Origin of the sequence: Nocardia nepalensis (genome assembly GCF_048910785.1) — a bacterium.
In the GTDB taxonomy this organism is placed as follows: Bacteria; Actinomycetota; Actinomycetes; order Mycobacteriales; family Mycobacteriaceae; genus Nocardia; species Nocardia nepalensis.
This window is the reverse complement of sequence record NZ_JBKBET010000037.1, coordinates 424379-439408: the sequence shown is the minus strand read 5'-3', so window position 1 is coordinate 439408 and position 15030 is coordinate 424379. Positions and strand designations below refer to the sequence as shown.

Here is a 15030-nt window from a genome sequence, read left to right as displayed (position 1 = left end):
ATCAAAATGAGTTAAATAGGTTGAACCACAAAGCCTTTGGAGACTCCGCCGTATCAGGCGGGCAACCCTTCCAGCGGCAGCATTTCGGTTTGCAACGGCCACGACGCACGACTGCGAGATGCCGGACGCACCGGCAGCGCTTCCCGGACGGGTGCCACAGGTACTGCCGGTTCGGCCACCGGTTCCACGGCCTCCGCCTCATACACCGGCTCCGATGACTCCTCGATCACCGGTTCAGGAGCAACCGCGGAGGCCACGTTTCGTTGTGCGGCACGGAACAACACCGCCAAACCGTGCGTATCGACCAGCAGCGAAATCGGGGCGATAGCCGCCACCACCGCGCACAACCAGCCCGGAAGCGGATTACCACCAGCGACAGCGTGAATGCTGTTGCCCGCCACCGACACCAGCGCACCCACCGCCAGAACCCTGGTGAAGAACTTGCGTTCCGGTGACTTCGCCAACACCAACGCACCAGCCGTTGCCTGCACGATCGTGCCGTCGATGATCAGCGGGAACAACCACGCATCCGACGCCGGAATATGCGCCAGCTTCGCCAGATCCCGCAGGGTGGTGAACGAGAGGCGGAACGCGGCAGCGCCGACGCCCACGATCACCAGGACCGCGAACACCCGCGCTGCCAACATCCCCTTGTGCGTGGACATCACGCATCCGCCTGCCTGGTACTCGACGGCCAGCCGATTGCCGACAGCTCCGACGGCTCGAACACCGTCATCGAGGCATACCGGCCCACACCGTAGCGGTCCGCACGATCGAGCATCTGCGTCAGAGCTTCGGATACCAACCGGTTGAGTTCGCGATCGACCATCACGCCACCGCCTTCTCAGCAGCCAGACGCTCAGCGGCATCGTGCAGCATGATGATCTGCGGCAAAGCCTCCGCGACCGCGCGAGCATCCTCAATGGTCAAAGCCACGTAGGCGTTGCCCCCGCCGTCCCGGAGATTCAGGTACACCACCGGAGGCAGAGGCCCGTACTCACCTGGCCGGGCAGACTTGTACTCAAGTTCGACGCTGTCGTATCGACTGGTCACAACGCTCATGTACGACATGACGATCACGCAGCCTTCTCGTCACGCGGACGTGCAGCGCCGACATTGTTCGCAGGCTGCTTGGCACCCGAGTTATCGCCCACGATGCCCGTCGCGAAGTACGAGTAGATCAGCTTGGCGAAGTCACCCGCCTTGGTCGCCCGCGGCTGAACCATCAGGTTCTCGAAGACCACCTCACGCATACCCGGACGGAGCTCCGGACCCGTCGGAATCGGCTGCACCGCCGACAAGAAGATCAGGTCAATGCCCATGTCCGAGCCCCGGACATCCGCCGAGAAGTCAATGATCTTGGCCTTCCACTTCAGAAGACCGGTCTCCTCGTCGCGCTCCTGCTCGTTGGTATAGGCCCGCTTGCGCTCGTTGAACTTCATCACCGGCTCAGGCACGTTGATGATCGCCGCCCCCGCCTCGAATCCGATGTCGTGCGGGATCGGGAACCGCTGAAACTTCTTCACAGCCATTGGTTGAACTCCCTGTCTCGATGTGGGAATAGATGAGACTCATACGTCGTTTGGAAGGACTGCCGTCTCTTGATACGACTAATTCGTCTAGTCGTACTATAGGACTAGAACGTCACATCCCGCAAGAGTTCGAGGCAAAGGAATCCATGACGACGAAGATGGCTATGTCGGAGGTGATCCGGACACGTCGAAATCAGTTGGGGCTCACGCAATCTCAGATCGCCGAGACGATCGGCGTGAACCTTCGTCAAGTCGTTCGCTACGAAGCCGGAGAGCAAGAACCCGCGTTCTCCGTGGCCGTCCGACTTGCGAAGGCCCTCGGCATCTCCCTCGCTGAGCTAGCTGGCGAAATACCGACCGGGCTGAACCTCAGCGGCGAATGGTGGGCGGCGTGGGAGACATCAAAGGATGGCGTCCCCCGCGTCGACGTGCACAGCATGTTCGCGAATCAGCAAGCCGACCAGATCCACCTGGACGCAAGCCGCGCAGTGAACGTCAGCCTCGAAGGCGGCACGTATGCGTGGCGTGGAGAAGTCCGCATATGGGACAACGAAGCTCTCATTGGCTGGTACCGAGCAACCGATGGGGCGGTGCGGTCGAAAGGCTCGATTTACTTCCACCTGCACCAGCACGGTCAGAGCGCTTACGGCCGATGGGTCGGCATGAGCTACGACGGCGAAGTGATTACCGGTTGGGGAGCAATGGCCCGCGATGTCGACAGCGTTAAGCGCATAGTCGAACAACTCATCGAGACAAACGGAGCATCCCGTGGACGAATTAGTTGACGTGACAATTTCTGCCGAAAGTGCCGACTGGCTTGCGTCGTTCACTCGCGAGCTTGTCAGCGACCGGCTTGCCGCCTGCGGCAACGTCATCCCTGCTATTCGCTCGATCTATCGGTGGCAAGGAGACATCTCCGATGACGCCGAAGCGCTCGTAGTCCTTCACACGCGGAAGTCTCTCGTACCCAAGATCATTGAGAGAGCGAACCAACAGCATCCATACGACACGCCTCAAGTAATCGCCGTCCCAGTGGTCGACGTGCACCCTGGATACCGCGCTTGGGTGCTCGACTCCACCGACGACCAATAGCAACCGCCAGCACAGGAACGGCTGAGGTCTCCGCCTGTCCCATTCATGGGGGCTAGAGACCTCAGCCGTTCCTTTGTGTTCTCTCCGTCCGAACTCCGCACGTCTTCCCGGTCGCACACCGCGATCACAAGTTGTTGCCGAATTTGGCTATATAGATTCAAGAGCGCCTGCGGCGGCGCAGAGCGCCACCGCCGCGCTACGACACGCAGCGCGCTCCCTGAACGGCGGTCGCACGGCGCGTCGGCGCGTCGGCACCGCACTGCGCCATCCAAAGGCATCGGTCCTGTTTGCCTGTAACGGCATCCACTTTGGCAACGTGGCAGAACGCAGACCGTTCGACCCTGACCGCTTTCTCGATCACCGGACCGTGCTGGGCACGACGTTAGCCGTACCCGACCTACAGAGAGCAGCTGGACACGAAACCGCGCGGGCTCTCTGCCCGGTCAACCGGCTGTGGTCACCCTCGCCGACGTTCAAAATCGGATGCGAAGGCAGCTTTATAGGCTCGCTGTGCCCCGACAAGCCGTTCGATGTAACTGTTGGTGGTCGACGCCACTGCCAAGACATCCGACACCGTCCACGCCTGCTCCTGACCGAAGACCTGCCGGTAGCGGCTGCGGTTCACATGGAAGAGTGGTTCGTCGTTACGTCTAGAGCGGGACGACCTCGGCGTGCATCTCGGGAGTCCCCCATCCTCGAAGTCCGCTTCGTCGTAGTCCGCGAGCCAACATTTCGCACGCCACACGCCATGCACGACGATATTGCGGTCGTTCTTGAGCGCCGAGGCACTCTTGGTCAGCTCTCGCAGTTCCAGTAGGGCTGAGTACGTTTCGGGCTCGCGCTCCACCAGGCTCGGCACACTCAGCTCCGAGTCAATGACAGCGACCCCGTTAGAAATAAGCCAGTCCATCGACTGGCCCTCAAAAATTACGGATCCGTGGCCGAGTCCGGTGTCGGCGTGATCAATGGCGATATCACGTATCGCCTCTTCCAACCTTGCACTGGCAGCGGCTACGCGACCGATCGCCGCGAAAAGGTCGTCGGGAAGCAACTGATCTGCCACAGATGAAGTCTGGTGCAATGACCTGTTCAGGCCAAGTCATTTCCTGTGAGTATCGAGCGATTCGGCGGTATCGACGACCTACGGACCGGAAGTGGATCACGCGGCAGTTCCCAGCCACCTCATACGCCGATTGTCTCGCTCCACTCGGCCGAGTCAAGGGAAAGAGCGCCCTTGACACGGCCGAGTTCCGCTGAGGGGCGCAAGTATGAGGAAGCAGGGAGGGACGTAGGTTCCGGACACGTAGCTACACGACATCGGGCCACGCTTAGCCGCAGGTCAGGGACTCGGCCTGACCAGAACCTGCTATGGCTCTACTAAGCGAAAATTTGCCGCAATGCGCTTGAGACGGCAACGTCGTCGCGGTTGTTATCCACGCGCTCCACTGACGCCCTAAGCCGAGACACCTGGGTGGCATACTGCGAAATCTTATGCGCCGCCTGGTCTCTTCCTAGCTGGTACTCGGCCTGCCGAAGCTGGATCCGGTCCAACTCAGCTCTTGCTCCAGCAGTGACCGCCTCGACGTACTCGGGCAAGGTTTTTGCTGCAATCAACAGATCCGCAATGAACTCAGGCTCAAGCCCACGCTCCGGTATCTCGTAGCGCCGCGTGGCGACGTCTGCGTCGCTGATCACAGCTAGGATCCCGCCACGGTTCGTCAGCTTCCCCCGAACGGGCTCAAGCATCCCCGCGTCCACAGGAGCGTCGTAGACTTTCTGGGACTCGGCATCCGTCAGATACACGAACAAGTGATACGTCGTGTCGTAGTCTGGCTCGTCAAACACCCAGTTCAACAGGGCGCCAGACCGTAGCTTGGCCATGCTAGATAGACCGTTCAGGGGCACAACCTTAGTCGGCTGTTGAAGCTCCTTGAGCTGGAGCTCCTTCGTCCAAGCAAAGGGGGCACGACGCCTAAAGCGGAACATGCTCAACCTCCGGACCTGCTACCAATGCTTCGAGTGTGACACGCTCTGACCTATCCCACCAGGCTTTATGTTCTTTGACACTCGTTCCGTTGACCGGTGCCGAGATCCTCCCATGGATGGGATTCCTATCTGTCGGCTGGCTGTAAACCCAGTATTCATTGTCCCGTAGTACGCCAACGTTGAAATATCGCACTATGTCGCCCGGAATGTACGAACGTCCAAAAGCTGCGTACACCGCTTTTGCAACATCTAGCTTTCCTTCTACTACCGATATCGCATATTCGCCGGGTCGATACCATCGAGGATGATTTGGGAACCTATCTGGTTCCTTGCCGCAATGTGTAACGCATGTGCCCGCTGAAAACAGTTGTGGCTCAGCATATTCCAGCTCCCACCAGGGGAGCTGTCCCCTCTTCTTCATCACTGCAACGGTAACCTTCAACCGGTCGCTCAAGTAGCTGAAATCGCAGGTTGCTCGATCGCAAGCAGATTCAGACCGGTCGTTTTTAACTTTGTTGGCCGATACATGATGCTTCCGACCTGCGAACTGGATTCCTATACGGACCCTGGTTGTGGAATCTATCGTTACGGCGACTGTCAAGGGGCGTCTACGCAGCTCGGCGTGTCGCGCGCAGTCAGTCGCTGGCCATCTGGCGGTGCGCGGGCGGGTTCTTGAGAGGATCGAACTAGTCGCCAGGAAGTCTCCACTATGTGGCCGGTCGTCCTGGTTGCATGCAGTCGCCCCGAGTTGTTCCAGATGGTCGGTCGCGGCTGATTAGTGTTGAGGGGCAACAACTTTGACACTTCTCTAGTTGTCCATCGCTGTCTGTGATAGCCCCACGTTCTGCTAGTCGGCAGGTTTCTGGTTCGAGTCCAGATGGGGGAGCGGGAAACAGCCTCTGACCAGCGGAAACGCTCTGACGGTCGGGGGCTGATTTCGTGTCGGCACCCGCTGAATCGTAGATAAATTGCGTGGTTTGTCACTGCTGTTTCGTGGCTGATAGCGGCTGTGTACCCCACCCGGTTCGACACCTGCGCGCGCCCGGACGAGGCGTCGGCGCCGCCACGGTCCTGGCCGCGATGCGGACCGCAGGCCCAGCCTCGGCCGCGCTGTCGGTCAGAGGCCCGTTCGGATGCGGAAAAGGGGCGCCAGCGGCCCGCCATCAGAGCGCCCGCGAGATGATGAATCGTCAAGTGCCCGTCCGCATCCCGATTGTGTCGATCACACATTCCGTGATCGTCGGCCGCTGTGGTCCGCCCGAGATGCGCTACTGGACAAGTGATCACGTGGAACTGACGGCGGGACTCTCTTGGCCGATGCCGCCACCAGTTCCACGTGATCGGCCGACCAACTGTGCGGAAGGTGATGTGGTGGAGAAGGGGGGTCCTGTTGAGTGGGTGAGGGGTCCTGTGGAGTCGCGGAGTGTGTGCCAGATTCCGGATTCGCGTTCCGTTGATACGACGCGAGTGGGCTGCGCCACGATCGCGGGCGCTTTGGTTGGGACCTCATCGCAATTTACATCGGCCATGCTGTCGGTAAAGCCGCTGCGCACCAATGTGTCTCGGCCTTCTCCTGCCGGGAAGCGGCAATTGGGTGGCGTGTGCGTGCGAGTCGATCAGGCTTTCGACGGCAGTTCGGGAGACCGGCCCGAATACCTTCGAAACATCGAGCTGCGGTGGCCACTTGGAGGTCCAGCGCTGCCCGCGTAGATCGCCTACGCCGGGGACGAAGGTCCGACCGGTGCTGAGACTGTGTCTCACGTGGTCGATTTCGCGAGCTCTTTGTGGCAGGTCAGTGCTGCGGCGAGAGTGCGGAAACCGAGGAAATGGGGCGGCTGGTTGATGGCCGAAACGACCAGCGACACAGGGATTCCCGGGCGGCCGGACAGGACAAGGTGGTCTTCGCAGGGCCCAACTCGTGGCGATTCGAGCTTTGCGCGGACTGATCTGTCAGATCGAGGGATGTGCCGCACCGAACGACATTCTTAACCTCGGTCACCAGGCAGAGGAGAAATTCGCGATGAGTTCCCGATTCACCCCGGTGTACCCGAATTGGCCACAGTTCGACGACACCGAGCGCGAGGCCGCGGCATGACCATACGCACGGCTTTGATCGGCTTCGGCTGGTCCAGTCAGCACATCTGGTTACCACGCCTACAGGCCGCCTCGGACTACGAGGTAGTGGCAGCGGTCGATCCAGACCCTGATCGTCGAGCCCGCTTCACCGTGGCGACCGGCCGACCTGCCACGCTGAGCCTCGAAGAGTTCGACCCCGACCTTGCCGATTTGGCGATTGTCGCGCTACCGAACTACCTGCACGCGCCGGTTGGCCGCACACTGCTGGAGCGCGGCATCGCGACGTTCATCGAGAAGCCGGTGTGCGTGTCCACCGCGGAGGCGGACGCACTGGCGGCGGCCGAACGCTGTGGCGGCGCACCGTTGCTGGCCGGAAGCGCCGCTCGCCACCGCGCTGATATCGCCGAGCTTCGGGCCCTGCTGCCACAGCTCGGCGAGCTGCGCACTGTCGACCTGAGTTGGATGCGCGCAAATGGGATTCCGGGGGCCGGTGGATGGTTCACCAATCGGGAGCTGTCCGGTGGCGGAGTGCTGGTCGACTTGGGCTGGCACCTGCTCGATGTCCTCGAGGACATCACCGGTCCGGCGACCTTCCGTCAAGTCACGGCCATGACGTCCTACGACCATGTGAACACGCCGTCCAAGAGCACGACGTGGCGTGCGGACCCGGAGTCGATAGGCATGGTCGCCGACGTCGAAGACACCGTTCGCGCATTCATGGTGACCGATAGCGGAATCGGGGTCGGACTGGCCGCCAGCTGGGCTTCGGCCGCGGTTACTCACGACTCGACGTCGATCCGGGTCACCGGCAGTGCTGGAACGGCGACACTGCGCTGCACATTCGGATTCAGCCCGAATCGCGAGCAGCGCCCTGGCATCACCCTCGTTTCCGACCGGCGCATCCGGGAGATCGCGGTGCCGAGGGAGCTACCCGGCACCGAATACGACCGCCTGCTCGATGAGATTCGGGACCGGCTCACCGACCCCCTCGCGCTCGGAACGGCGATCAGGGGAGCACGCCGGATCGTCGGCACGATCGAGGCAATCTACGCGGCTGCGGGCGAGCCCACCGCACTGACCGCCGCGGCTGCGATGGAGGAGGTCGGATGATGACCTTGTCGCCGGGCGTCGCGAAGTGACCCCGGATCCGGTTCGCACGCTGAGTCGGGGGCGCACCTGGCTTGGAATCGACGTAGGCGGCACAAAGACAGCTCTGCGAGCCCAAACCGACGGCGGCGTGGTACAGGACCGGGTGTTTCACTGGGCCGCGCGCGGGGTCGAGGCCGATCTCGCGCAACTATCGAGGGAAGTAGGTCTGCTGCGCGGGCAGCTTTCGACCGGGTTCGACTCGGTGGGTGTGGGATTGCCGGCCACCCTCGACTCGAACGGTGTGGTTTCGGCCTGGCCGAACCGCCCCGAGTGGGTTGGCCTGGATATCCACCGCGTATTCCGGGAGCTGTTCGGCGGTGTCCCGATCCGGTTCGCCGATGACGCAGACCTGGCAGCGCTGGCCGAAGCCGAGGCAGGCGGTAGCGATCGTCTCTTCTACATCGGGGTCGGCACCGGTGTAGGCGGGGGAATGGTCATCGGTGGGGTAAGCGCCGGGATAGCGGACACCGGGTCGTTCGAGATCGGCCATCTGATAACCGACGCGGACGGTCCCGGCTGCCGATGCGGTAGACGGGGTTGCCTGCAGGCCACCGCGAGTGGACCAGCCACCCTCGAGCGTGCCGGTCGGCTACGCGGCGCGCCGGTGACGTTCGCGGAGTTGCGTTCCGGCGTCATCGGCGAGGAGCAATGGGCTGTGCAGTCGGTGGATCTGACGTGCCACCGGCTCGCGGTGGCGATCACCGGGGTGAACGAGCTGCTGCACCCGGATGTGGTCGTCGTCGGGGGTGGCTTCGCGGCCGGGTTGCCGCACTTCGTCGCCAGGATCGACGCGCATGTGCGCACACTGGCCCGCCCTGGTGTGCCGAGTACCCCATCAATTCGAGAATCCCGGTTCGGCGGGCTGTCGACACTGCACGGCGCTGTCGCATTGGCTCGGCTGCTCGCTCCGAGCTGAAATCGGGGCTCCGACACTCCCCGCGCAAGATGCGGGCGGCGACAGCGCCGGGTCAGCAGACCGGCCCACCGGCGACATGGATGATCTGGCCGGATACGAACGACGCCTGGTCGCTCGCCAGGAAGGCCACTGTGTCGGCGATGTCCTTCGGTTGACCGACTCGGCGCAGCGGAATCGTCGCCGCGGCCTGTGCCTGGTGTTCCTCGGCCGTGCGGCCGGTTTGTGCCGCCAATGCCGCGGTCATCTCGGTGACCACGTAGCCGGGCGCCACGGCGTTGACCGTGACGTTCAGCGGACCGAGTTCCAGGGCCAGCGTCTTGGTCAGGCCCTCGATTCCGGCCTTCGCCGCCGAATAGTTGACCTGGCCGACGTTGCCGACCGCCGCAATGCTCGACAAGTTCACCACCCGGCCCCAGCCGAGCTTGGCCATGTGCTCGGCAACCGCGCTCGTCATCAGGAATGTGCCGCGCAGGTTCACGTTGATGACCAGGTCCCAGTCGGTCGGCGAGAGATAGAAGAGCAGGTTGTCCCGGGTGATGCCGGCGTTGTTGACCAGGATGCCGGGCGCACCGAGGCGGTCGACGACTTGGTCGACCGCCGCGCGGACCGAGTCGGTGTCGCTGACGTCGACCGCGATGGCCGTGGCGTGGCCGCCCGCCCGCTCCAAGCCGGCGGCGGTATTCGCCGCGGCTACCGGATCGATGTCGAGGACGGCGATATCGATGCCATCCTCGATCAGCCGACCAGCCACGGCAGCACCGATACCCCGGCCCGATCCGGTGACGATGGCGACGCGGTTCACGCCGGCTCCGGTGTCAGCACCACCGGCAGGGAGCTCATGCCGTGCAGGATGCTGGAGTAGATCCACTTCTCCGGCCCGGTCTGCTCCGCGGCCGATACGAGCGTGCGCAGCGCGTCGAGCACTTCCTCCACCTCGATGCGTGCCAGGGTGTGTCCCAGGCAGATGTGCGAGCCGAACGCGAAGGTCAGGTGTTTGTTCGGCGTGCGATGGAGCAGGAAGCGGTCCGGATCGGCGAAGATCTCGGGATCCCGGTTGGCCGAAGAGATCCAGACGCTGACGATGTCGCCCTTCTTGACGGGCTGCCCGTTGACCATGGTGTCACCGGACGCCAGGCGCCCGCCGTGCAACGAAGGAACAGTCCAGCGCAACACCTCGTTGGCGGCGGTGTCGACGCCGACGGTGCCCTCTTTGAGGGCGCGCCACTGGTCCGGCGACTCGATCAGCGCCTGCAGACCGCCGGAGATGGCATGACGTCCGGTCTCGTCCCCGCCGATCATCAGCCCGTAGCAGTTGGACATCAGGTCGGCCTCGCTCAACGGCTGACCGCCGAGGTGACAGTTGGCCAGCAGGCTGACCACATCGTCGGAATCACTACCGCGCCGGGTCTCCGCCAGGTCGGCGAAGTAGAGCAGGATCTCGCTCTTGGCCTGCCAACTCTCCTGAGGCGGGGCGTCCGCGTAGTCGGAGCTCCAGGCGTGTGAGGTGAGCCCGAGCAGATAGCGGCGGTCCGCCTCGGGCACGTCCATCAGACCGCAGATGGCACCCAGCGGGATGCTCGCGGAGACGTCGCGGACGAAATCGCACTGGTCGCCCTTCTCGATCGCGGCCCTGATCAGGTCGTCGATCGTGCGCCGGATCGCCTCTCGGATGTTCTTGAGCCGACCGGGGGAGAACGCCGCGTTCAACACGTTGCGCAGCTGGGTGTGCTTGTCGCCGTCGGTTACCGCGAGCATCGAGCCGGATGCGGAGTCACCACCGGTGAGCAGGGTCGCCAGCGCGTTGCCGCCCTCGGTGGTGAAGTGTGCCTTGTCGCGGTAGACCGTCATCGCGTCGGAGTGGCGGGTGAAGACCCAGAAGCCGGGGCGGTCCCCCTTCGGTGGGTGCCAGTAGTGGGGCCGGTCCTCGCGGAGCCGGCGCCAGACCTCGCAGAGTTCGTTCTCGGCGTGCAGCACGGGGTCGGCGAGGTCGAGCGAGTCGAGGAGCTCGGGGCTGACTACTGGTCGGGTCATCGGTGGCCTTCCAGGTGAGGAGTCTGGGCAGGTGGGGACGACAGCGATGTCGACACCGCAGCGAGTGCGCCGATCGTGGGGTTTGCCAGGATGTCTTTGGGGGAGAGGGCCAGACCCGCTTCGCGAGCGCGCCGAATCAGCGTGATGGCCAGCATGCTGTCACCACCGAGCGCGAAGAAGTTGCTGTCGACGCCGACGTCGGTGGCGTCCAGCAGCTCCTCGAAGATAGCGGTCAGCGCGCGTTCTGCGGGGGTCCGCGGAGCCAGCTGCGCCGTCGCGGGCGGGGGGCTCTCCGGCTCGGCGAACGCGGGCAGTGCGGCCAGGTCGAGCTTGCCGTTCGGTGTCACGGGAAGGGCCTCGACGACTACGTACTCGGTCGGCACCATGTGCTGCGGCAGCCGGTGTGCGGCGTGATCGCGGAACTGCTCGCGGGTGGGCGCCGACCCGTCGGCGGTCACGACCCAGGCGACCAGCCGGGCGCGGCCGTCGCCGTCCTCGCGTACGCCGACGACTGCTCGGGTGACCGCGGGCAGTTCCTCCAGCACCGCCGCCACCTCGCGCGGCTCGATCCGGAATCCCCGCAGTTTGAGCTGATCGTCGGCCCGGCCGTGGAAGTCCAAGTCACCGTCGTTGCGCCAGGAGGCGATGTCGCCGGTGCGATACATCCGGCTGCCGGGCGGGCCGAACGGGTCCGCCACGAAGCGTTCGGCCGTCAATGCGGGCCGGTTGAGGTAACCCCGGGTGACACCGGGGCCCGCGACGTAGAGCTCCCCCCGGAATCCGGGTGGCACCGGCCGCAGACCGGGACCGAGCACGTAGACGCGGGCACCGGCGACGGGCCGTCCGATCGGGGGCCGGCCACTGTCGGTGAGCGGTCCGCTCTGGGTGGCGCAGACGGTGACCTCGGTGGGGCCGTAGGCGTTGACCATCCGGCGGCCATTCGACCACCGCGCGGCCAGTTCGGCCGGACATTCCTCACCCGCGCTGATCAGGCCGCGGAGCCCGGGCACAGCTGCGGGATCCATGCTGGACAGCGCCACCGGCGGGAGGATGGCATGAGTGATCCGGTGTTGGACCAGAACCGCCGCCAGCACTTCTCCGGCGAGCGGGCCCGGCGGCGGCACGACCACCGTCGCTCCCGAGGTGAACGCGCCCATCAACTCGGCGACGAACGCGTCGAAGCTCGGCGAGGCGAACTGCAGCAACCGGGCGTTGCTGTCCAGTGCCAGGCCCTCGCGCTTGGCCGCGGCCAGGTTCGCCAGCCCGGCATGGGTGACCACGACGCCCTTCGGCCGGCCGGTGGTGCCGGAGGTGTAGATGACATACGCCGGATCGGCCAGTTGCGGCGCGACCAGGGGAAACCCGTCCGCCGGACCGCCGGGCTCCTGGTCGTCCACGTGGATGCGCGGCCAGGGACGAGTCAACGGGAGGTCGGCCGACGCCGTCGTGCAGACCGCCAACGGGTCGCAGTCCTCCAGCATCGCCGCGATCCGATCCCGTGGGTATCCCGGGTCGACGGGTACGAATGCCGCACCGGTCCGGACGGTCGCGAGGACCGCGGTGATCAGATCCAGAGAACGGGGCAGCGCGAGCGCCACCATCCGCCCCGGTGCCGCACCCACCGCGGCGAGCGCCGCCGCGAGGCGCTCGGCCCGGCGATCGAGTTCGGCATAGGACGTCGTGACGTCGGCCTCTTCCACAGCCGGCCGCTCGGCGTGCTCGTCCACGGCACGTTGCCACAGTCGGCCCAGAGTCACGGCGTGCTGTGCTTCCCGGGCCGTATTCCACTCCCGCAGCAGCCGGTGGCGGGTGTTCACGTCGAGAAGGTCCAGGCGCGCGAGCAGTTGGCCGGGTGCCCCGTGAAACGTCCGGAGCAGGAGCACGACCAGGTCGAGGAGGCGTTGCGCGGCGTCGGGGCCGACGCGCCGCGGGTCGGTGACCAGGGTCAGAACGAGTTCGCCCTCGTCACGGCCCACCCTGAGTTCGGCGGCGAGTGGCCGGGCGAGATCGGGCAGCGCCTTCCCGCGGCGGGTGAAGCTGACCGCGGTGTCGAACAGGGTATCGGCGGCGGAGTCGAGCATCGCTCGCCCCTGCGGTCCCAGCGAGGCATGTTCGGCCGACGCGGCTGCGGCGTGCCCGGTCCGGTCCGCGACAACGCTGAGCGAGTCCCCGGGCGCGACGGTCACCAGGAGTGGCCGCAGGCCGGGGTCCGCACCGGCGTCCCGGTTTCCGAAGACGACCGGTGACCCGGCCCCCAGCAGATGGAGCAGCGTCGCCCATACCGCGCGCAGCGTGCTCTCCGCGGCGGGCTCCTGCGGGGTGCACCCGGCCGTGACCGCGTCGATCCGGCGCTCGCGGATCGAGGCGTCGGCCGAGCCCTCGGCCGGAGGCGTGAGCAGATCCCGGAGCAGGGAAGTCCCGGTGACTCCGTCCAGCGACGAGCGCCAGAACCGCGCGCCCAGCGCCTGCTTCCGCAGCAGGTTCCGATCCGGCTTGGCCGATCCCAGCAGGGGCAGCCCGGATCTGACTTCGATCTCCACCGGGGCGTGGCTGTCGCCGAGTGCGTCCGCCACGTACGTCCGCAGGTCGGCCGGTCGTGGCGTACCGCCGGAAGCCGGCGTCACCACCGCGTGGACCAGCGCCAGGTGGTCGTCGTCTTCGATCCCGAACACCGCCGCTTGGGCCACGTCCGCGTGCTCGAGGAGCACGCGCTCCACCGCCTCCGGGTAGATCCGGACGCCGTGGCCCTTCAGCACGCCATCCAGGCGGCCGTCGAGGGTCAGGTATCCCGACTCATCGAGTCGTCCGATGTCGCCGGTGTGCACCCATCCGTCGCGGATGGTCCGAGCGGTCAGGTCCGGGTCGTTCCAGTAGTGGCTCATTGCCCAGCTACCGGAAGAGCAGATCTCGCCGGGGACGCCAGGCGGCAGGACCCGGTCATGATCGTGCGGATCGCGGATGGTGATCCGCACGTTCGCCGGGGGCCGGCCCACGGTGCGGCGCAGGTCGGGGTCCAGGTGGTCCTGCGGGGTGAGCATGCTGATCATGCCGGTTTCGCTCGTGCCGTAGACCTGGAACAGCACCGGGCCGAGGGATTTGGCGGCGCCGGCCAGTCGCTCCGGCGCGGCCGGACTCCCGGTGTAGTACACCTCGCGCAGGCTGGTGAGGTCGTAGTCGTCGTATGCGGGATGGTCGGTGAGGGCATACACCTGCGGAGACGCGAGGACGAGCCGGGTGACGCGGTGTCGTTCGACGGCCCGGAGCACGGCCTCGGCATCGAACCCGTTGTGCAGTACGACGCTGCCCCCGGCGATGATCACGTCATCGGCGGAGAAGCCGCTGGAGTGGGCGAGGGATCCCGTGATCAGGCACACGGCCGGCTCGGCGTCGGCCATGGCCGCAGCCATGCCGTTCTTCACGGCGAAGGGCCAGCTGATGCCCTTCGGTCGGCCCGACGAGCCGCTGGTGAATGTCACCGCGGCGATCTGCGGCGGCTCGGCCGTCGAGTCGTCGAACTCCGCGGCCGGGGACCGGGTCATATCCAGCACGCCGGGCCCGGACGGACCGGGGGCACTGATGGTGAATTCCGATCCGGCCGCGGCACGCAGGCCGCGTGCCCGTTCGAGGTTGTCCTGGTCCACCGCGAGCACCGCCGGCCGGAGATCGGCGAGGATCTCGGTCTGGATGTGCGGGCCCATCTCGTCGTGCGGATCCGCGGCGTTGATCCCCCGAATGTGAACCGCCGTCGCGCCGACGAGATTCGCCCCGTACCGGTAGATCAGTGTGGACGGTGTGTTCGGGCTGGTCAGCACGGCGACCGAGGTACCAGGGCCGACTCCGGCCGAGCGCATCCACGCGGCTGTCGTGCGGATCGCCCGGGCGACACGCTCGGCCGAGAATGGCTCGTCCCCGAGTATTACCGGGATGGCGTCAGGATCGGCGTCGAGCCGACCGAGAATCCGGCGGACGTAGTGGTCGTTCCTCCGCAATGTTGATCTCCGATGCAGCTCGACGATCGCGACCGGCGGATCGACCGCGCGGCCGGGCACCAGGGCAGACCAGCCCGTCGTAAAGGTGTGCGGAGCAACGCTAAGTGCGGTGTCGGCCGCCGCGGATCCCCCGCATTGACAGTGATTGCCACCGCAGGGCCGCTGGTCAGCCGTCGGCACTGTCAGGGCGAGCGATGGTAGCGCGCCACGTCGACTGCGTATGGTCGCGCAGTCGCAACAGGGTTCAGCAGAAAGGCGT

Annotated in this window: 13 protein-coding genes; 4 read left to right on the top strand and 9 right to left on the bottom strand. The window is 65.3% G+C overall.

Annotation, left to right across the window (positions count from 1 at the left end):
• Positions 1–53 precede the first annotated feature (53 nt).
• From ACHQ4I_RS33455 to ACHQ4I_RS33440, 4 genes are read right to left on the bottom strand one after another with little or no spacing between them, the layout of a single operon-like run.
• The gene (locus ACHQ4I_RS33455; RefSeq protein ID WP_420775884.1) at positions 54–665 is read right to left on the bottom strand and encodes a DUF2637 domain-containing protein; all 612 of its coding nucleotides are present in this window, start codon (positions 663–665) and stop codon (positions 54–56) included.
• Entirely contained in the window at positions 665–832 is a 168-nt protein-coding gene (locus ACHQ4I_RS33450; protein WP_420775883.1) for a hypothetical protein, read from the bottom strand. Before ACHQ4I_RS33450 ends, ACHQ4I_RS33455 begins: the two co-directional genes overlap by 1 nt.
• On the bottom strand, positions 829–1080 hold the full coding sequence (locus ACHQ4I_RS33445) for a hypothetical protein (RefSeq protein WP_420775882.1): 252 nt from the start codon (positions 1078–1080) through the stop codon (positions 829–831). The genes ACHQ4I_RS33450 and ACHQ4I_RS33445 overlap by 4 nt, the downstream gene beginning before the upstream one ends.
• Positions 1077–1532 (bottom strand): hypothetical protein, encoded by a 456-nt coding sequence (locus ACHQ4I_RS33440; RefSeq protein WP_420775881.1) that lies wholly within the window; start codon positions 1530–1532, stop codon positions 1077–1079. The genes ACHQ4I_RS33445 and ACHQ4I_RS33440 overlap by 4 nt, the downstream gene beginning before the upstream one ends.
• A 146-nt stretch (positions 1533–1678) precedes the next feature.
• Here ACHQ4I_RS33440 and ACHQ4I_RS33435 point away from each other — a divergent pair, with 146 nt between their 5' ends.
• Together ACHQ4I_RS33435 and cutA are read left to right on the top strand one after the other, a co-directional pair.
• Entirely contained in the window at positions 1679–2317 is a 639-nt protein-coding gene (locus ACHQ4I_RS33435) for a helix-turn-helix domain-containing protein (protein WP_420775880.1), read from the top strand.
• On the top strand, positions 2301–2624 hold the full coding sequence (gene cutA, locus ACHQ4I_RS33430; RefSeq protein WP_420775879.1) for a divalent-cation tolerance protein CutA: 324 nt from the start codon (positions 2301–2303) through the stop codon (positions 2622–2624). Before ACHQ4I_RS33435 ends, cutA begins: the two co-directional genes overlap by 17 nt.
• A gap of 457 nt (positions 2625–3081) precedes the next feature.
• On the opposite strand, the gene ACHQ4I_RS33425 is transcribed toward cutA, so the two are convergent.
• Both ACHQ4I_RS33425 and ACHQ4I_RS33420 read right to left on the bottom strand, forming a co-directional pair.
• A complete protein-coding gene (locus tag ACHQ4I_RS33425) occupies positions 3082–3687 on the bottom strand; it encodes a hypothetical protein (protein ID WP_420775878.1) in 606 nt (201 codons plus the stop codon).
• A 314-nt stretch (positions 3688–4001) separates the two neighbouring features.
• The gene (locus ACHQ4I_RS33420; protein WP_420775877.1) at positions 4002–4616 is read right to left on the bottom strand and encodes a hypothetical protein; all 615 of its coding nucleotides are present in this window, start codon (positions 4614–4616) and stop codon (positions 4002–4004) included.
• 2085 nt (positions 4617–6701) lie between these two features.
• Between ACHQ4I_RS33420 and ACHQ4I_RS33415 the strand changes: the two genes are divergently transcribed.
• On the top strand, positions 6702–7796 hold the full coding sequence (locus ACHQ4I_RS33415; RefSeq protein ID WP_420775876.1) for a Gfo/Idh/MocA family protein: 1095 nt from the start codon (positions 6702–6704) through the stop codon (positions 7794–7796).
• Between the two features lie 25 nt (positions 7797–7821).
• On the top strand, positions 7822–8751 hold the full coding sequence (locus tag ACHQ4I_RS33410) for an ROK family protein (protein WP_420775875.1): 930 nt from the start codon (positions 7822–7824) through the stop codon (positions 8749–8751).
• A 52-nt stretch (positions 8752–8803) separates the two neighbouring features.
• On the opposite strand, the gene fabG is transcribed toward ACHQ4I_RS33410, so the two are convergent.
• From fabG to ACHQ4I_RS33395, 3 genes are read right to left on the bottom strand one after another with little or no spacing between them, the layout of a single operon-like run.
• Positions 8804–9553, bottom strand: a complete 750-nt coding sequence (fabG, locus tag ACHQ4I_RS33405) for a 3-oxoacyl-ACP reductase FabG (protein ID WP_420775874.1) — start codon at positions 9551–9553, stop codon at positions 8804–8806.
• Positions 9550–10782, bottom strand: coding sequence for a cytochrome P450 (locus tag ACHQ4I_RS33400; RefSeq protein ID WP_420775873.1), 1233 nt, complete (start codon positions 10780–10782; stop codon positions 9550–9552). The genes fabG and ACHQ4I_RS33400 overlap by 4 nt, the downstream gene beginning before the upstream one ends.
• A complete protein-coding gene (locus tag ACHQ4I_RS33395; RefSeq protein WP_420775872.1) occupies positions 10779–14771 on the bottom strand; it encodes an amino acid adenylation domain-containing protein in 3993 nt (1330 codons plus the stop codon). The genes ACHQ4I_RS33400 and ACHQ4I_RS33395 overlap by 4 nt, the downstream gene beginning before the upstream one ends.
• Between the last annotated feature and the right edge of the window lie 259 nt (positions 14772–15030).